The sequence below is a fragment of the Thalassobaculum litoreum DSM 18839 genome, from assembly GCF_900102465.1.
Classification (GTDB): Bacteria; Pseudomonadota; Alphaproteobacteria; order Thalassobaculales; family Thalassobaculaceae; genus Thalassobaculum; species Thalassobaculum litoreum.
In genome coordinates, this window is record NZ_FNBW01000001.1 from 530,888 (window position 1) to 549,107 (window position 18,220).

The 18,220-nt window shown below is 63.2% G+C and carries 17 protein-coding genes and 1 tRNA gene; 8 read left to right on the plus strand and 10 right to left on the minus strand.

The annotated features are described in order from the left end of the window. Positions 1 to 351 (plus strand): hypothetical protein, encoded by a 351-nt coding sequence (locus BLS34_RS02465; RefSeq protein ID WP_093147876.1) that lies wholly within the window; start codon positions 1 to 3, stop codon positions 349 to 351. A 372-nt stretch (positions 352 to 723) separates the two neighbouring features. Here BLS34_RS02465 and BLS34_RS25250 read toward each other — a convergent pair whose 3' ends face one another. Beyond that, positions 724 to 1,269, minus strand: a complete 546-nt coding sequence (locus tag BLS34_RS25250) for a hypothetical protein (protein WP_139189067.1) — start codon at positions 1,267 to 1,269, stop codon at positions 724 to 726. 21 nt (positions 1,270 to 1,290) lie between these two features. Next, the gene (locus BLS34_RS02470; RefSeq protein WP_425441416.1) at positions 1,291 to 1,596 is read right to left on the minus strand and encodes a helix-turn-helix domain-containing protein; all 306 of its coding nucleotides are present in this window, start codon (positions 1,594 to 1,596) and stop codon (positions 1,291 to 1,293) included. A gap of 33 nt (positions 1,597 to 1,629) precedes the next feature. Between BLS34_RS02470 and BLS34_RS02475 the strand changes: the two genes are divergently transcribed. From BLS34_RS02475 to BLS34_RS25260, 6 genes are all read left to right on the plus strand, one after another. Then, positions 1,630 to 2,094: a hypothetical protein gene (locus BLS34_RS02475; protein WP_093147878.1), complete on the plus strand. Its 465-nt coding sequence runs from the start codon at positions 1,630 to 1,632 to the stop codon at positions 2,092 to 2,094. After that, positions 2,091 to 2,567 (plus strand): hypothetical protein, encoded by a 477-nt coding sequence (locus tag BLS34_RS02480; protein WP_093147880.1) that lies wholly within the window; start codon positions 2,091 to 2,093, stop codon positions 2,565 to 2,567. Before BLS34_RS02475 ends, BLS34_RS02480 begins: the two co-directional genes overlap by 4 nt. After that, the gene (locus BLS34_RS02485; protein ID WP_093147882.1) at positions 2,564 to 2,791 is read left to right on the plus strand and encodes a hypothetical protein; all 228 of its coding nucleotides are present in this window, start codon (positions 2,564 to 2,566) and stop codon (positions 2,789 to 2,791) included. The genes BLS34_RS02480 and BLS34_RS02485 overlap by 4 nt, the downstream gene beginning before the upstream one ends. A gap of 150 nt (positions 2,792 to 2,941) precedes the next feature. After that, complete coding sequence (locus BLS34_RS02490) at positions 2,942 to 3,322, plus strand: hypothetical protein (RefSeq protein ID WP_093147884.1); 381 nt, start codon at positions 2,942 to 2,944, stop codon at positions 3,320 to 3,322. 107 nt (positions 3,323 to 3,429) lie between these two features. Continuing rightward, positions 3,430 to 3,921 carry a hypothetical protein gene (locus tag BLS34_RS25255; protein WP_139189069.1) on the plus strand — a complete coding sequence of 164 codons (492 nt, stop codon included), beginning with the start codon at positions 3,430 to 3,432 and terminating at the stop codon, positions 3,919 to 3,921. Positions 3,922 to 4,234: 313 nt separating this feature from the next. Beyond that, positions 4,235 to 4,543 (plus strand): hypothetical protein, encoded by a 309-nt coding sequence (locus BLS34_RS25260; protein ID WP_139189071.1) that lies wholly within the window; start codon positions 4,235 to 4,237, stop codon positions 4,541 to 4,543. A gap of 534 nt (positions 4,544 to 5,077) precedes the next feature. Here BLS34_RS25260 and BLS34_RS02495 read toward each other — a convergent pair. The 7 genes from BLS34_RS02495 to ssb form a co-directional block, all read right to left on the minus strand. Then, positions 5,078 to 5,153: transfer RNA gene (locus BLS34_RS02495), tRNA-Lys, on the minus strand. A 116-nt stretch (positions 5,154 to 5,269) separates the two neighbouring features. Then, entirely contained in the window at positions 5,270 to 6,529 is a 1,260-nt protein-coding gene (locus tag BLS34_RS25785; protein WP_051244782.1) for an HD domain-containing phosphohydrolase, read from the minus strand. Between the two features lie 116 nt (positions 6,530 to 6,645). Then, the gene (gene coaD / locus BLS34_RS02505) at positions 6,646 to 7,218 is read right to left on the minus strand and encodes a pantetheine-phosphate adenylyltransferase (protein ID WP_028794719.1); all 573 of its coding nucleotides are present in this window, start codon (positions 7,216 to 7,218) and stop codon (positions 6,646 to 6,648) included. Beyond that, on the minus strand, positions 7,215 to 9,917 hold the full coding sequence (gyrA, locus tag BLS34_RS02510) for a DNA gyrase subunit A (RefSeq protein ID WP_093147886.1): 2,703 nt from the start codon (positions 9,915 to 9,917) through the stop codon (positions 7,215 to 7,217). Before gyrA ends, coaD begins: the two co-directional genes overlap by 4 nt. A gap of 230 nt (positions 9,918 to 10,147) precedes the next feature. Beyond that, entirely contained in the window at positions 10,148 to 11,746 is a 1,599-nt protein-coding gene (locus BLS34_RS02515) for a sensor histidine kinase (RefSeq protein ID WP_175474074.1), read from the minus strand. 209 nt (positions 11,747 to 11,955) lie between these two features. Continuing rightward, positions 11,956 to 12,783 (minus strand): class I SAM-dependent methyltransferase, encoded by an 828-nt coding sequence (locus BLS34_RS02520; protein WP_093147890.1) that lies wholly within the window; start codon positions 12,781 to 12,783, stop codon positions 11,956 to 11,958. Between the two features lie 26 nt (positions 12,784 to 12,809). After that, a complete protein-coding gene (gene ssb / locus BLS34_RS02525) occupies positions 12,810 to 13,340 on the minus strand; it encodes a single-stranded DNA-binding protein (protein ID WP_028794716.1) in 531 nt (176 codons plus the stop codon). Between the two features lie 360 nt (positions 13,341 to 13,700). Here ssb and uvrA point away from each other — a divergent pair, with 360 nt between their 5' ends. Then, positions 13,701 to 16,589, plus strand: a complete 2,889-nt coding sequence (uvrA, locus tag BLS34_RS02530) for an excinuclease ABC subunit UvrA (protein WP_093147893.1) — start codon at positions 13,701 to 13,703, stop codon at positions 16,587 to 16,589. Positions 16,590 to 16,801: 212 nt separating this feature from the next. Here uvrA and BLS34_RS02535 read toward each other — a convergent pair whose 3' ends face one another. Further along, a complete protein-coding gene (locus BLS34_RS02535; RefSeq protein ID WP_093147896.1) occupies positions 16,802 to 18,067 on the minus strand; it encodes a hypothetical protein in 1,266 nt (421 codons plus the stop codon). Positions 18,068 to 18,220 lie beyond the last annotated feature (153 nt).

The window sequence follows — 18,220 nt, forward strand, 5'->3', positions numbered from 1 at the left end:
ATGACCACCAAAAAAGCCACTGCCCCCAAGACCACCCCGGCCGCCGGGCACCCGCTGACGCTGAACGGCGAGACCGTCATGCTGGTCCCGACCGCCCGGGCGATGATGGACATATCGCAGGCCTTCGGCGGGCTGGTGCCTGCGATCCAGCGCGTGCAGGCATTCGACGTCAACGCCGTTGGCGGAATCATTCACATCGCCCTGGGACGTCCCCGCACCAATGCCAAGATGGTCGAGAAGACCGTGGCCGAAGTCTGCGCCGGCGATCTCACCGAGGCGACCGTGGCCGCGGCCGGCTATCTGTCCGACGCCATGAGCGGGAAGTCGGAAGCCCAAAAGCCGGCTGCCTAAATTTGTTACACAACTGCCGTAACCCGTTACCGGATTTCTGTGTAACGGGGGGACGAGGTCACGAAACGGCGGATGCAATGATACCGTCTGGGGACAGATAAAGAACACGTTCTCGCCGGCGGAGTTGGCGTCCATGCCGCTGAAGGTCATCAAGGACGTGGGAGTCGAAGCTCTGAAACAGTGGGCTCTGGGACAGATCGAAGGCTCCTGAGACTATGCCCTACTCCTTAACTCGAACACATTAAGCCAATCGCCTGAACGCCGATCTCACCGAGGCGACCGTGTCGGTGGCCGGACACCTCTCTGTGACGATGAGCGGGTCGGGAAAGAGAGATCTGCCGCACCAACCACGACTGCCCGCCGTATTGCCGGTCATACGCTGTAATGAAGCCTCTCGATGTCGGACTTGCTCAGCCTGACGGTTCTACGGACCCGAACTCGGCGAAATTCTGGATTTTGCCATGAAAAAATGATCTCAATATTCAAACTTTTATCTTCTATATTTTTGCTGGGAATAAAGTAATTATAATACCCAATCGCTATCGAATGTGAGTTAAAATGCGAATCGTCAATCGGATCTAATTTATATCTTGTAGTATCAGAATTTGATTCGATATCCATTAGTTCTATATCGTCAAATTGTACTGGGTCTCCGAAATATCCATGTAGAGATATGTTTTTCCAGCCCGTGATAGTGATGCTTTCGATGAGAATAGTAGATGACCGGGTATTTCGTATTACAATTGGTACTTCAGCGAAGTTTTTTTTATCATTTAGATGTGCAGAAGCTTCAATAATTGGCATATCTTCATGATCTTGTCTTATAGATTCCCTTCGGTATTGCAAGAGTGTATAGACGGCATTAAGGAGAGAGACTGCCAATGCTACGAATGCTGAGATTTCTGCTAGAATCGACATTCGCGGTCTTCCCGTGCCCAATCAATTCTTCGTGAGCCGCACCCCAGCCCCGCCACCGTTTTCCGGAATGAACTCGACGCCGGCGGCTTCTAAGGCCTGCTGAAGCAACAAGAGGGTGCCCTTGTTTGTCGGCTCTCCGCGCTCGATCCGGCTTACCGTGTTGTGATGTACACCTGCATCGTCGGCCAGCTTACGGGTTGACCAACCCACTGCCGCGCGCGCCATTCGTATCTGAGTGCCTGTCACCATTCCTTGCCTATAGGCGCTGGGGAGCGTTGTGTCAAATATACAATGATTGTGTTGACAGAACAGTGGTGGAAATGACATATCTATTGTGTGTTTTGCACAATGGAGGATGTCATGTTAAATCGCACAACGCCCACCATCACCCGCCGCCAGGCCCTTGCCGGTCTCGCGGTCCCCGCGATCGCCGCCAGCACCGGGACGGCTGCTGCCCTGTCGAATCCTGACGCGGATCTGATCGCACTCTCTGATCGCTTCCATGCCCTGTCGGCGGAACTGGCACGGCTCTACGCCATTCCCCGCGATCCTGGGGAGTGGGAAGAGACACCCGCCGAGATCGCAGCCACCACGGCACAGATGGCGGTTGCTGATCAGGTCGCTGCCATGGTCCCGGCGACGATGGCGGGTCTTGTCGCCAAGCTGACCGTCATGGCGGAGGAACGCGCCGGGTGCGATATCCCGCCGTCCACGCTGCTGCGACTGGTCGAGGAAGGGCACGTCCTGATCGGCCGGACCTGTCCGATGCTCGACAGGCTGCGCACGGAAGTCGCGGGCGACCTGCGGCAAGGGGGTGTGGCATGACCGGCACGGCAGGTGAAACCGTCGCCCCGATCATCTGGTCGCTGGTGCAGATTGCGGGCGACCACATGAACCAATCCGACGAGCTGGACCGGCCGGACGAAGGCGGGGCTTTGGCTGATCTCGTATTCGAGGCGTTCGGCGCCGCCACACCGACCGACCCGCGCGAAGTGGGCGCCCTGTTGCTGACCCTGCGGTCTAAGGTCGATGACCTTGAATCACTCGCGTATGAACGCGCGCCCCGTCCTGGCGTGTCTGACGAGTACTCAGGCCGGGTGGCACGGATTGCGGATGCTGTGCGGTACAGCCTTGTTCGCGCCGTTGCCGTGCTCTGGCAGGAGGAATGGACCGGCTCGACGGAGCGGCTATTCGCCCACCACACCACGATGGGGGACCGGCGGAAGATCAGCGCGGATCTGCACGCCATGGGCCTTCCCGTTCTTCCGGCGATGGACGGGGAAGGCGGTGAGGCATGACCGGCAACACCCCTGACGTGGAAGCGCTCCGGTGCCTGCTGCTGGACATGGTGACGCCCGACGAGAAGACGACAACCGTCGGTGAGGCGCGGCACGTCCTGCCGCTCGCCGACCGGCTCGCCGCGATCCTCGCCCCGCATCTGTCACCGGCCGACAAGCTCGAGGTCTCGCGGAGGATGGCGGCGCTCCAGGCAACTGCCAGAGAGGGTACTATTTGCGGCTGACGCTGTACCTGCTGCGCGAGGGGCGCCGGTTCGCTGGCGCCCTCTTTCTTTTCGGAATCGGGATTTGCAAGCGCATACCCCATGCATCACCATTGAAATCAAATCGCATCAAACTGAATGCGATAGCTCAAAACGACGGGTGGGAACCGCATGGCAGCCAGCGTCGGTCTGAAGTCGTCGATGCTCAACGACATCACGATCCAGATGGTTGTGACCGGCTACCCGACTGGCGCCCACCTGATTTCTTTCATCAACAGCACGTTTCCTACGGCAACATTCCGACATGTGTTTTGGGATTTTTCCGACGCCTCTCTCGCCATGATGGAGGTCAGCGAGTTCGAGTCGACTGAGGCCGCCGCACGCCAGTATTCCGAAGCGCGTGGCCCTGATCTGAAAACAGCGGTCCTATTAGCAAACTCGGCGGACGTTCTACTAATTCGCGCCTACAGCGCCATGACACTCAAATTGAAGCCGATGGCTATGAAAGCCTCGACCGACAGGCGGGAGCTGCTGGACTGGTTAGGGGTGTGACGCCGCATCGATCATCGCGCCTGCCCCGTGCAGTGATGGGGCGAGCATTGAGCACCGCGTGGTCATGGTAAGATAGAGTGGTGTCATTGCCGCGAAGGTGCTGATCCATGTTGGAGCACGTTGCAGGGTCAATTCTCGCGCTCGCGCTGGGTGGTGTTGGATGGATAACGTTCCACCTTTTTGGGGCCCCATATACCGACCTGCGGCAGCTTCGGCGTGAATCCTACGAGGCGCTTATCTTCACGGCAAATGTAGGTTCGTGGCTTCTCGATCACGACGAAGATGGCAACCTCTACCGACCAGATGGTCCAGAGATCTTAAGGGTGCATTCCGAGGATTTACGTCGGCTGTCAGTGAAGGTCACGGCCGCTGACGAGATGGCCACGGGTGCCGTCCGGTACTTTGTGCGAACGTGCCATGGATGGGATCCGGAACTTGCGGCTAGAGGGCTGATGGCTCTTTCAACCTCGCTGCAAGAGCCTTTTGGCGTTAGAGCGCCAGAAAGGTTCCGGGTCGAAAAAGGCTTCCGTCTCCCTCACGAGATGAATGAGGAAGACGTTCGCGCGGAGATGAAGGAACATCGAGATCCTGACCGATGACAGACGACGATATCCTGGCGAAGTACGGCGGGGAATACTGGAAGACCGCCGTCTTGGAGGGCAAACTATGCCGACGTTTTCTTTGTGCGAGCCTACAGCGCCATTACCCTGGAGTTACGGTCCGTGGCCATGAAAGCGTCAATCGATCGCCCGGAGGGAAAGCTCGACGGGTTGGGGGATTGAGGGCCCTACGCAGCCACGTCAAGCTCAACACAGCAGAGAGTTTCTTATATTGGTTGATACTTTAGTCGTTGCGACCTCTCGGAGCGTTCATTATTCTGCGCACTTCTGTAACTAATTCTAGGATGTTTCGGTGCATATTGTTGGATTTTGGATGATTTTAATGCTGTTTGTTGCGCCGTTTCAAGCATTGGCGGTTGAATCTCCAGAGAAAAAATGGGAGAGTCTTCCGGAAGATGCTGTAAAAATACGAATACAATCTGCGAACTTACCAAAGAGCGTGCTACTTTCTGTTTATTGCGCAGAAGTTAATGTAAACGCAGCAAGCAGTAATGTTGTCGATATTTGTTTTGATCAGATGTATAGGGAAAGGTCATTTGACGATCATGTCTATCGATTAAACCAAGCTGAAAAGTTGGGAATTTACAAGTTTCCCGAATAACGCGCTCGTGAACGTTCCCCTCGGTATGTCGGCTGCGCAGGTGACCTTGCGGTGATTTTCTGTTTGGATTGGAAAGAGTTATGGGTGGTCAAAGAAGCGAACAGTCTGTCGCCCCATCCCTTCGTCGCTATCTGTGCGGGAATCCTTTCCCATCGATCTCAGCGTTTCGCGATTGCCGTGACGGCAATGTCTCGAATCTATACGCGCCGCACGCACTTAATTGAGGCCGGAACCGTGGTGCCCCTTTGCCCTCACCGCCGCCGCATACCGACCTAAGGCTGAGCCTCTGGCGGCTGCGTGAGTCTCACCAATGCGGGGAATCCCGGTCGCTGTCGGTGCCGCTCGACCTCGCCAGCTTTGATAGGCCTGCCCTAGGCTCTGGCGGTCGTTACCTTCCGGCACAATGCGCCAATGTTCCGACAGGCGGGCGAGCTGGGCGACGTCGGAAGCTCCATCCCCTCTCATATCGCCTGCATTTGTTACCCCAGTGTTACCCCTGGCGAATTCCGACTTGTGGATAAGTCGTCTAAGTAGTGGTGAGCGCGACAGGGTTCGAACCTGTGACCGTCTGATTAAAAGTCAGATGCTCTACCAACTGAGCTACGCGCCCGCCAAAGGGTGGCCGGAAGCTAGGCAGCACGTCCCGCCGGGTCAAGTAAAAGTGGACGCAAAAGCGCATCCATCGCCCTGCCCGACCACGCGGGTCAAGAGTTGACGGCTGCGCCGTCATGCCGTGCCGGGGGTGAAGGCGAAGCCGCGGGCGATGACCGTCTCGCAGGCCCTCACGACGTCGGCATCGTACCGGGTGCCGCTGCCGGCGCGCAGCTCGTCGAGGGCCGCATCGATGCCCAGGCCGGCGCGGTACGGCCGGTGACTCCACATCGCTTCGACCACATCGGCGACGCCGATGATCCGCGCCTCCTGGCAGATCTCCTCGCCCTTGAGCCCCTGCGGATATCCCGACCCATCCAGGCGCTCGTGATGCTGGCGGACGATGTCGGAGACCGGCCAGGGAAAATCGATCGAGCGCACGATGTCGTAACCGTGTTCGGCATGGGACTTCACCACGTCGAACTCGCTGTCGGTCAGACGTCCGGGCCGCGTCAGGATACCGGTGGGGACCGCCAGCTTGCCGACATCATGGAGCAGCGCGCCGTACTCCAGCCCTTCGCAGGCATCCTCCGACAGGCCCATTTCCCGCGCGATCTCGAGGCCGAGAACCGCGACACGCTTCTCGTGGCCCGCAGTGTAGGGATCGCGCTTCTCGACGGCCATGGCGATCGCGTCGACCGTCTGTTTCAGCACGTGCTTCACCCCGCAGAGCGCGCCGCGCAGCCGATCCTGGGTGTCCTTCAGGTCGGTCATGTCGATGCCGACCACGGCGATGTCGGAAACCGCGCCATCCGGGTCGAACAGTGGGGCGCCGTGCCAACGATAGGACAGGACCTTGCCGTCCGCCGTCACGACGCGGACATCGGCGCTGGCCGCGCGACCGGTCGTGCGAACGTGATCGATCGCAGCCTTGGCATTCGCCAGGTCGTCCGGGTGCGCCAGATCATCGACGCTCATGCCCGACAGGTCTTCGAACGAATAGCCGAGCACCGCCTGGTTCGCGGTGTTCCACTCGACGAGATCGCCGTCGAGATTCAGGACCACCAGAGGATTGGGAAGGGCGTTGCTCAGCTCATCCAGGCGTTTGCGGGTGTTCTCGTAGCGGGCGCGTTCGCGCCGCTCCCGCTTTTCGAGCGTCGTCCATGCCAGGAAGAGGGCCGTCGCCGTGACGGCGACGAAGGCCAGCCCCTTCGTCATCTGCAGGTCCATGAGCACCTCGGGATCGCTCGATATCAGCGCGACGAGGTGGTCGGAGAAGACGATATAGAGCGTGGCGATCGCGACATAGGACGCGGTGACCAGGATCCCGGGTCGGCACAGGTTATCGAAGACGCCCGGGGAGGCGGGCAGATCGTAGCTGGTCTCAAGCGCCATCAGCTCAATGCTCCTTGGTTATGGGAGCACTTTTACCGAGACATTCTTAAAATTGAGTTTATCGCCGGCCGCTCAACCCCGGACCGGGCGGCGCTCGCGCGCCCGATCCGGTGTCGTTATCCGGTAAACGGTCCGGTCTGCTTCGCCTGACTGTCCTTGGCGGGATCGCCGTCGAAGCGATGCATCACCCGCTCGGCCACCCTGGAAGAGACGAACTCGGTGATCTCCCCACCGAGCCGTCCGATCTCCTTCACGAAGCGGGAGGAGATGAACTGGTGGCGGTCCGAGGCCATCAGGAAGGTGGTCTCGATCTTCGGGTTCAGGCGGGCGTTCATGCCGGCCATCTGGAATTCGTACTCGAAGTCGGACACCGCCCGAAGGCCGCGGATGATCACGCTGGCCCCCTGGGATTCGGCGAAATGCATCAGCAGCGAACCGAAGGGCTTCACCTCGATCGTGCCGATGAACCCGTCCTCACGGTTGCGGACCAGGATGTCGGCGATCTCGTCACGCACCATCTCCACCCGCTCGTCCAGGCTGAACAGCGGACCCTTGCCGGCGTTGCGCGCGACGGCGACCACCAGGTGGTCGACCGTCTTGCTGGCGCGGCGGATGATGTCGATATGACCCTTGGTGATCGGATCGAACGTGCCGGGATAGACCCCCACGCGCGTCTTCTTATCGGTCATTGCGGCGCCTCTCCCCCTTCGTCCGCATCACCCGAGGGAGCCTCTGGGGTGTCGTCCCCGCTCTCCCCCAACTCACCGGACTCGATCGCCTCGTCGATCACGTCCTCCACCGCCTCTTCCTCGCTGGTCTCCCCGACCAGGGAAACGGAGACGACGTTCTCTTCCTCGGCCACCCGGAAGACATAGACGCCCTGGGCCTGGCGCGAGGTCTCGCGCACGTCGCCGATCGGGCAACGGATCACCTGGCCCTTGTCTGTCACGGCCATGATCTGGTCGTTGTCGGCCACCGAGAACGAGCCGGCGACCAGCCCGTTCTTGTCGGTCAGATCGACATTGGCGATGCCCTGCCCGCCCCGGTTCGTCAGGCGGTAATTGTCGATCAGGGTGCGCTTGCCAAAGCCCTTGGTCGTGACCGTCAGAATGTGCCTACGCCGGATCTCGTCGGTCGCATCGACCTCGCCGCCGGCGGCCCCGTCGATGTCGAAGCGGCGCAGGATCGACATGGAGACGACCTTGTCTTCGCCGAGCAGCCGGATGCCGCGCACGCCCAGGGAATCGCGCCCCTGGAACACGCGCACATCGGTCACATGGAAGCGGATCGCCTTGCCGTCGCGGCTGGCCAGGAACACGTCGTCGGCGTCGGTGCAGGGCATCACGCCGATCAGACGGTCGTCGCCCTCAAGCCGCATCGCGCGCTTGCCGGCCTTGTTGATGTTGGTGAAGTCGCTGAGCGCGTTGCGCCGCACCGTGCCCGCCTCGGTGGCGAACATGACATGGAGCTGCTTCCAGCTCTCCTCGTCCGCCGGCATCGGCATGACGGTCTGGATCCACTCGCCTTCTTCGAGCGGCAGCAGATTGACCATCGGCCGGCCACGGGACTGCGGCGTGCCTTCCGGCAGGCGGTAGGTCTTGAGCTGGTAGACCTGGCCGCGGGAGGTGAAGAACAGGATCGGCGCGTGGGAATTGGCCACGAACAGCCTGCTGACCACGTCCTCCTCGCGCGTCGCCATGCCCGAACGGCCCTTGCCGCCGCGCTTCTGCGAGCGGTAGGTGGTCAGCGGCACCCGCTTGATGTAGCCGGCATGGCTGACCGTGACGACCATGTCCTCGCGCGGGATCAGGTCCTCGATGTCGTGCTCGAACTCGCTCTCTTCGATCTCGGTCCGGCGCGGGTTGGCCCAGGATTCCTTCGACTGCAGGAACTCGCCGCGCATCACGTCGAGAAGACGCGTCCGCGAGGTCAGGATGTCCAGGAAGTCCTTGATCTTGGCGGCGATCTCCTCCGCCTCCTCGATCAGCTTGCCCCTCTCCATCCCGGTCAGACGCTGCAGGCGCAGCTCCAGAATGGCTCGGGCCTGGATCTCCGACAGGGTATAGGTGCCGTCGTCCTGCACCTTGTGCCCCGGATCGTCGATCAGCGCGATGAACGGCGCCACGTCGCCGGCCGGCCAGGCCCTGGCGCACAGGCGTTCGCGCGCCTGGGCGGCGTCGGAGGATGCCCGGATCAGCTCGATCACCGGGTCCAGGTTGGTGATGGCCACCATGAGACCGGCCAGGATATGCGCCCGTTCGCGCGCCTTCTTCAGCAGGAAGCGGGTGCGCCGGGTGATCACCTCCTCGCGGAACTGCACGAAGGCGTAGATCACGTCGCGCAGGTTCATCTGCTCCGGCCGGCCGCCATTCAGCGCCAGCATGTTCACGCCGAAGCTGGTCTGCAGCGGGGTGAAGCGGTAGAGCTGGTTCAGCACAACCTCGGGTACCGCGTCGCGCTTCAGCTCGACCACGACGCGCACGCCGTCCCGATCGCTTTCGTCGCGCAGATCGGAGATCCCTTCGACCACCTTATCGCGGACGACTTCGCCGATCCGCTCGATCATGCGGGATTTGTTCACCTGGTACGGGATCTCGGAGACGACGATTGCCATCCGGTCCTTGCGGATCTCCTCGATTACCGCGCGACCGCGCATCACCACCGAGCCGCGGCCGGTGTGGTAGGCGTCGCGGATGCCGGCGCGGCCGAGGATCAGGCCGCCGGTCGGGAAATCCGGTCCCGGCACGAGGCGCATCAGTTCGTCGACTGTGATGCCCGGATTGTCGACCATTGCCAGACAGGCGTCGATCACCTCGCCCAGATTGTGCGGCGGGATGTTGGTCGCCATGCCGACGGCGATACCGCCGGCGCCGTTGACCAGCAGGTTCGGGAACTCCGCCGGCAGCACCGAGGGCTCTTCCGTCGTCTCGTCGTAGTTCGGGACGAAGTTGACGGTTTCCTTGTCGATGTCGCGCAGCAGGCCCTCGGCGGCCTTGGCGAGGCGGGCCTCGGTGTAGCGCATGGCCGCCGCCGGATCGCCGTCCATGGAGCCGAAGTTGCCCTGGCCGTCGACCAGCGGCAGGCGCATGGAGAATTCCTGCGCCATGCGGACCATGGCGTCGTAGATCGCGCTGTCGCCGTGCGGGTGATACTGACCCATGACCGCGCCGACGATGTTGGCGGACTTGCGGTACGGACGGCTCCAGTCGTAGCCGCCCACCTTCATGGCGTAGAGAATGCGACGGTGCACCGGCTTCAGGCCATCGCGGACGTCGGGCAGCGCCCGGGCCACGATTACGCTCATGGCGTAATCGAGGTACGAGCGGCGCATTTCGTCTTCGATGGAGACAGGTGCGATGTCGTGCGGACCGGGTGTTGAGTCAGACAACCGAGGGGTTCCGATCGTAGGTTTCGACAAGGATCATGCCGGCGGTGAACAGGTCGGAATCGAATTGCCGACTGATTCGTTAAATCTTAGCAAAATCGCCGATTTCCAGCAATGTTGCGGCGCCGAAATATCACGATTCAGCCCCTCCGTATCAAGTTCCGCGTGTATCGGCCGCGAGAAGCCGCGCGGGCAGACCGCACCCCACCCCGTAAGTGCACGCAGACAAGGGCTTAAGCGCCCTCCGGCAGGGCGGGTCGCTCAGGCAGGACGAAGGTCACGGTCGTCCCGAGATTGGGCGCGGAGTCGATGCGGACGGTCCCCTCGTGCAAGTCGATGAGCCGCTTGACGATGCTGAGCCCGATCCCCGCGCCCTCGGTCGTCGTGCCCGGTCCCGCCCCGCCGCGGCTGAACAGCTCGAAGGCGGACGCCACATCGGCCTGCGACATCCCCCGGCCGGTGTCGCTGATGGCGACGGCGATGCCGCTCGGTGTGCGACTGGCACCGATGGCGATCGCGCCACCCGCCTGGGTGTACTTGACCGCGTTGCCGACCAGGTTGAGCAGGATCTGCTCCAGAGCGTTGGGATCGGCCCACACACTCAGCCCGGAACTCGGTGCGGTGATCTTGAGCGCTTTTGCCTCGAGTGTGTCCTTGAGCAGCGACAGGCAGGTCTCGATCGCCTCGTCGAGGGAGACGGTTTCGCTGCGGAGTTCGTAACGGCCAGCATCCAGCCGGGCCACGTCGAGAATGCTGTCGATCAGCGAGCGCAGGTGGTCGCCGCCGGTATGGATCTGGCGGGCATAGTCCCGATAGCGGACGGCGGCCGCGGCGTCGGAACCGAAAGTCTGGAGCGCGATCACCTCGGAGAATCCGAGGATCGCGTTCAACGGCGTGCGCAGATCATGGCTCATCTGGGCCAGGAACTCCGTCTTGGCCCGGTTGGCCCGGTCCGCCTCATCCCTGGCGATGCGCAGGGCCTCGGTCCGCTGGATCAAGGCCTCCTGGTTCGCCACGAATTTGCGGAACACGGCGCGCAAACGGACGAAAATCCAAGCCAGGAAGAGCGCGGCGATCGCCAGGATGACGACCATCGGAATCCTCAGGCTGCGCAGGAACTCGGTTCCGGGGGTGGGGTTGATCCAGGCGAGCTGCGCGACAGACCTCCCGTCCATCCCGATCAGATCGAACGCTGCCCCCTTCGGATCGAAGGCAGGCGCCAGCGTCAGGCCGTTGATCATGTAGTCCGCCCCGAACTGGGCCAGCATCGTCTCGTCGATCTGCCGCAGGTACATCAGGACGACCGGACCGCCCTTGCGCGCCGGCAGATCCGGCTTGCTTTCCCATTTCGCCACGGCGGCAGCGGCCATGAACACCGTGTCATCCAACCGGATATAGGTCTGCTGCGGCTCAGGGCGCATCTCCAGGGGACCGGCACCGCCCCTGGCGGCGCGGGCAAGATCCACCAGCGCCGGCGGCAGGGTGAGCAGGTCGCCCTCGACGTCGAGATCCTCGGCGGCGGAGATCACGTAAGGCTCGTTGGAGCCGTCGATCACGAGGGTGACGTCGACCGCCAGGTTCTCCCGTGCGTAGAGGCCGACATTGCCTTCGATCCAGACCGGGTCCGGTTCGACGACCACATGCTCAACGAAGGCGTCCCAGTAGGCGTAGTCGGCGGTCCAGCCTCCCAATTCCCGCCGGTTGCCATCGACGATGCTGCCCACGGTATGGCGCATGGCGCTGACGGCCTGGCGATCCTGGGTGTCGGCGGCGAGCCAGGCGACGGCGAAAACCGTGATCACCAGTACGGCGATCAGGCCGATGACGGGCATCAGAAGTCCGAAACGCGCTGCCTCGGAGCCTTGTGCCCCGGTCATCGTCCCAAGCTTCATTAGCCTACCCGTATGCTCCGGAGAACCCACTCGAAGTTTGACCGTTCGCCCGACGACGAGCCTGAGAACATCAGATTCGGTTCGAATTCCTTCAATATCCTTAAATTTCAGAAAATGTTGAACTCAAATCGTATGCGTGCGGACCCGGATCAGGCCGGTTTCCGGGCCTGAAAGGACAGGCTCAACGGCAGGATCGGATCGGTGCCCACGGGCCAAGTGTGAAGGTCCTCGTCCTGCTTCACCAGCCCCGGCAGCAGGGCCCAGGTGATCGCCGGATGCTCATGCAAAAACTCGAAGACGAGGCCCGCGGCCGCGACAGCGGTGACGATTTCGGAGACCGGGTGCGCCCATTCATAGGTGCGGGTGTTCGCGGTCTTATGGCCGCTGCCGTAGTCGTCCGGATCGTCCAGCTCGATCGGTGCCGGATCGTGGAAATAGGGATACTTGGTCTGGAACCGCCCCCGCGTCGGATCGCAGGCACCCTGTCCCTCGTCCCAGACATAGGCCATCGGATGGCAGTCGGCGAAATACAGCCGGCCGCCCGGCTTCAGGAAATGCGCCGCAACGCGCGCCCAGCTAGGCAGGTCGGGCAACCAGCAGATCGTGCCCCAGCTCACGAAGACCAGGTCGAAGCTTCCGGAGATCAGGTCGGGCGCGGCGTAGAGATCGCCCTCCACGAAGGTCGCGGCGAGGCCGGTCTCCTGCGCCAGGGCGCGGGCCGCCCGGATCGCCTCGCCGGAAAAATCGAGCCCGGTCACCGTCGCCCCGCGCTGGGCCAGGGTCAGGGTATCGAGACCGAAATGGCACTGGAGATGCAGGACGGACAGCCCGGCGACGTCGCCGAGTTCGCGGTCGACGATGGGATCCAGCCGACGGTTCCCCGCGTGCAGGGCATCGACCGAGTAGAAGCCGGAGGTCAGATGGGGCTGGACCAGTTCATCCCATTTCGCCCGGTTGGCGTCGCGAAACCGGTCCATCACCCCTCCCCTGGTGCCGATACGGTTTAGAACGGGATCTCGTCGTCCAGATCGCTCGGACCGCCCATGGGCGGCTGGCCGCCACCGCCGCCGGAGGAACCGCCACCACCGGAGGAACCGCCGCCGTAGCCGCCGCCCGAGGAGCCGCCGCCGTAATCGTCGCCGCGGCTGTAGTCGCCGCCGCCCCCGCCGCCGCCGCCATCACCACGGCCGCCCAGAAGGGTGAGCTCACCGCGATAGCGCTGCAGCACGACCTCGGTCGAATAGCGCTCCTGGCCGCTCTGGTCGGTCCATTTGCGGGTCTGGAGCTGGCCCTCGATATAGACCGAGCTGCCCTTGCGCAGATACTGCTCGGCGATCCGCGCCAGGTTCTCGTTGAAGATCACCACGCGATGCCACTCGGTACGCTCCCGCTGCTCGCCGGAGGTCCGGTCGCGCCAGCGCTCCGAGGTCGCAATCGCGAGGTTCACGATTTTCAGCCCGTCCTGGGTCGATCGCACTTCCGGGTCGCGGCCCAGATTGCCGACCAGGATCACCTTGTTGACGCTGCCCGCCATGTCTCTCGCTCTCTTGTTGTTCCGGTCCGAGCTCCATGGTGCGGTCCATGGAACGGTTTGGCCGACAATCCCACAGCCGAGCGCCCGGCGCAAAGGCTGCCGAACGTCGGCGCCTGGAAAATACCGGTCGCGGAAACCCGCCGGAAACTGAATACCCGGTTTCAACGCCGCTACGCCGACTCATTCAATGCGATACCGTAACGACCCGAGTCGCGCGGCCGACCCTGCAACCCCCTGAAAGTTGTCCACAGCCTTGTTCTGGAGACCCAAGGCTATACTTAGGGTGCGTATTCAGGCAGGTGGTCATACCGGACCTCGCTGTACTATATTTGTTCTCCCTATCCGACTTTCGAGGACCCGATGGCGCCCGAATCCTCCTTGCCCAAGCCCGCAGCCGAAGAACTGCGAGCAATCCGCATCCGCGGCGCGCGCGAACACAACCTGCGCAACGTCGATGTCGACCTGCCGCGGGACAGCCTCGTGGTGCTCACCGGGCTCAGCGGGTCCGGCAAGTCCTCCCTCGCCTTCGACACGATCTATGCCGAGGGACAGCGGCGGTACGTGGAGAGCCTGTCGGCCTACGCGCGCCAGTTCCTGGAACTGATGCAGAAGCCGGACGTCGACCTGATCGAGGGCCTGTCGCCGGCGATCTCGATCGAGCAGAAGACCACCTCGCGCAACCCGCGCTCGACCGTCGGCACCGTCACCGAAATCTACGACTACCTGCGCCTGCTGTTCGCCCGCATCGGCGTCCCCTATTCGCCGGCCACCGGCCTGCCGATCGAAAGCCAGACGGTCAGCCAGATGGTCGACCGGATCTGCGCCCTGTCCGAGGGCACCCGGCTCTATCTGCTGGCGCCCGTCGTGCGCGGCCGAAAGGGCGAGTACCGCAAGGAACTGCTGGACCTGCGCAAGCGCGGCTTCCAGCGGGTACGGGTCGACGGCGAGCTGTATGAGATCGAGGACGTGCCGGCGCTGGACAAGAAGCGCAAGCACGACATCGAGGTGGTGGTCGACCGCCTCGTGGTGCGCGAGGGCATCGGCACCCGCCTGGCCGACTCGATCGAGACGGCGCTCGACCTGTCCGACGGGCTGTTGTTCGCCGACGATGCGGACAGCGGTGAGCGGCACACCTTCTCCGCCAAGTTCGCCTGCCCGGTCAGCGGCTTCACCATCGACGAGATCGAGCCGCGGCTGTTCTCGTTCAACAACCCGTTCGGAGCCTGCCCGACCTGCGACGGGCTCGGCAGCCAGATGTATTTCGACGAGCAGCTCGTGGTGCCCAACCCGAAGCTGAGCCTGAAGGCCGGCGCCGTCGCGCCCTGGGCCGGCTCATCCTCGAAATACTACGCCCAGTCGCTGAAGAGTCTGGCGGCCCATTTCGACATCTCCCAGGACACCCCGTTCGAGGATCTGCCGGAGGAGGCCCGTCAGGGCATTCTGTTCGGTAGCGGAACGACGCCGGTCACCATGACCTTCGACGACGGGCTGCGCAGCTACAAGACCAACAAGCCGTTCGAAGGCGTCATCCCCAACATGGACCGCCGCTGGAAGGAGACCGACAGCTCGTGGGTGCGCGAGGAACTCGGACGCTATCAGTCCGTCGCGCCCTGCGAGGCCTGCAACGGCCAGCGCCTGAAGCCGGAGGCCCTGGCGGTCAAGATCGCCGGGCTGCACATCTCCGAGGTGACCGAGTTCTCCATCGGCGCCGCGGTCGACTGGTTCAACGCCCTGTCCGGCACGCTGACAACCAAGCAGGGCGAGATCGCCGAGCGGATCCTGAAGGAGATCAACGAGCGGCTCGGCTTCCTCAACAATGTCGGGCTGGAATACCTGACCCTGTCGCGCTCGTCGGGTACCCTGTCGGGCGGCGAGAGCCAGCGTATCCGCCTCGCCTCGCAGATCGGCTCCGGCCTGACCGGCGTGCTCTACGTGCTGGACGAACCCTCCATCGGCCTGCACCAGCGCGACAACGACCGCCTACTCGCCACCCTGAAGCGGCTGCGCGACCTGGGCAACACGGTGATCGTGGTCGAGCATGACGAGGACGCGATCCGCGAGGCCGACTACGTGGTCGATATGGGCCCGGGCGCCGGCGTCCATGGCGGCACGGTGGTCGCCGCCGGCACCCCGGCGGAGGTCATGGCCAATCCCGCCAGCCTCACCGGCAAGTATCTGTCCGGCTTCGAGCAGATCGAGATCCCCGCCACCCGTCGCAAGGCGAAGAAGGGCAAGCAGCTCGTGCTGACCGGGGCGACCGGCAACAACCTGAAGAACGTCACCCTGAAGATCCCGCTGGGCACGTTCACCTGCATCTCCGGCGTGTCCGGCGGCGGCAAGTCGACCCTGGTGATCGAGACCCTGTGGAAGGCGCTGGCCCGCCGGCTGCACAACGCCCGCGAACACGCCGCCCCGTTCGAGCACCTGGCCGGGCTGGAGAACATCGACAAGGTCGTGGACATCGACCAGTCGCCGATCGGCCGCACCCCGCGCTCGAACCCGGCGACCTATTCCGGCGCCTTCACCCCTATCCGGGACTGGTTCGCCGGCCTGCCCGAGGCCAAGGCCCGCGGCTACGCGCCGGGCCGCTTCTCGTTCAACGTGAAGGGTGGGCGCTGCGAGGCCTGTCAGGGCGACGGCGTGATCAAGATCGAGATGCACTTCCTGCCCGACGTCTACGTCACCTGCGACGTCTGCAAGGGCAAGCGGTACAATCGAGAGACGCTGGAAATTACCTTCCGAGACAAGTCGATATCGAATGTTCTTGATATGACGGTGGAAGAAGGCGCTACCTTCTTCAAGGCGGTCCCGTCGATCCGCGACAAGCTGGAGACCCTGGAGCGGGTCGGCCTCGGCTATGTGAAGATCGGCCAGCAGGCGACGACGCTCTCAGGCGGTGAGGCACAACGGGTGAAACTGGCCAAGGAACTGTCCCGCCGGGCGACCGGGCGGACGGTCTACATCCTGGACGAACCGACGACCGGCCTGCATTTCGACGACGTGCGCAAACTGCTGGAAGTCCTCCAGGCGCTGGTGGACACCGGCAACACGGTGATTGTGATCGAGCACAATCTGGAGGTCATCAAGACCGCCGACCATGTGGTCGATCTCGGCCCCGAGGGCGGAGACGGCGGCGGCCGCATCGTCGCCCAGGGCACGCCCGAAGAGGTCGCGGCGACCGAGGGCAGCTACACCGGCTCCTATCTGAAACGCTACCTGCGCCCGGCCCCGGCGAAGAAATCGGCGTAGGAGGTACGGCGCGGTTTCTCTCGTTCCCCTTCCCATCCCCGCACTCCCCGGCACAAGGCCGGGGAGTGAGTATGTGTCGATGGGCGGCCCTATGTGCCGTTCGCCCTCTACGCCCTCGGGCCGCGATCGGCCTCAACGTTTCCGGTGCACCAGCCGCCTGAGCGGCGATTTGCGCGTCGCCCTGGTCAGCCCGGCCCATCGCCGGAAGCCGGTCAGATGTTGAAGACCTTGCCGTGGATCGGCATGGAGGGCGCCACCCCCAGACCCTGGACGTAGTCGAACTGGGCCCGGCGGGCGGCGGTGGCGGCATCGAAGGTCGCGGCGCCGTAGAAATAGCGCCGCATCTTGCCCGCGCGGTTGCCGACGCTGAACTCTTTCAATTCCTTCGCCGCCTTGGGTGTCAGCGCGCCGACCTTGGCGCCGTCGACCGCGACCGCGACCAGCCCGACCCCGCCCAGCTTGTCCGCGCGCCGGAACGACAGGCTGAAATCCCCCACGAATCCAGAAAAGTACGGGGACAGATAGGTGAAGATCGTGTGCAGCCGTCCCTGGGGGACGTCGTCCGGCAGGTCGCGGACCATCAGCATCATCCGCTGCTCGGCGATGCGGGGCAGCAGCTTGCAGACATCCAGATAGGCCGAACGGAAGCTCTTGGCCGCCACCGTCTCGAAATGCACCGGCACGATCAGCAGCGCCCGCATCTTGCGGCCGGCCGCCTCGGTCAGCGCGCGGCTGGCATGGGTCAGCACCATCCGGTCAAGCGCCGCCTCGACCGCCCCCGTTCCCGAGGCGCCATCCTCGCCCTGCCCGAGATCCAGGTCCTCGGGCACGTGCAGGTCGGCGTGGTAGCAGGAGACCAGACGCTTGCGCACATTGGCGACCGGCCAGAACCGCATGACCATCCGATCCTTGGCGGCCTCGACCCGGGCCTCCTCCGCCCGTTCCGCGTCGCGCTGGGCCTCCTCGACCGACTTCTCCAGCGTCGCCGGGCTCTTCAGGGCGCTGGTATCGTCGCGCGGCACCTCGAAGACCACCGGGCGCACGGACACCGCATCCATGCCGGCGCCGGCGCCGCTCAGCTTTGAATTGACCTCCTGGGCGATCTTCCGGGCCGTCGCGTCGGCCTTCTCCCGCGTCGCCTTGCCGAACAGCACGACGAACTTCTCGTCGTTCATCAGCAGGAAGACATCCGAGGAGGAGATGTGGCGCTTGATCACACCTTCGGTGAGAAGATGGACCTTGTCCTTGATCCCTTCCCAGCTGTCGCCGAACCGCGCCTTCAGGGCTTCGAAGCCGAGCATCTGCACGTTGCCGGCGATCAGCGCGTCGGCGGCGACCCGGTTCTCGCGGACGAAGGAGAGGACCTTGGAGGTGAAATCGGCAATATCGCCCGGATCGAGTTTCTGCCGGTCGAAGGATTGCAGAAAGCCGGTTCTCTTCGTTTCGCGAGGAATTCCGCTTTCGTAGGTCTCTGACATGCCTTCCCCGGTCGGGCGTCCGGCCTCGCTAGGAGCCGCAGACTGACGGTTCAAAAGGTACACTACCGGAAATTTCGCCTCGATTTTAGGCGAAACCACGATATCTCATCGCAGCCCCGCCCTTGCGCCGTCGCCGGGCGGAGGTTATCTCCC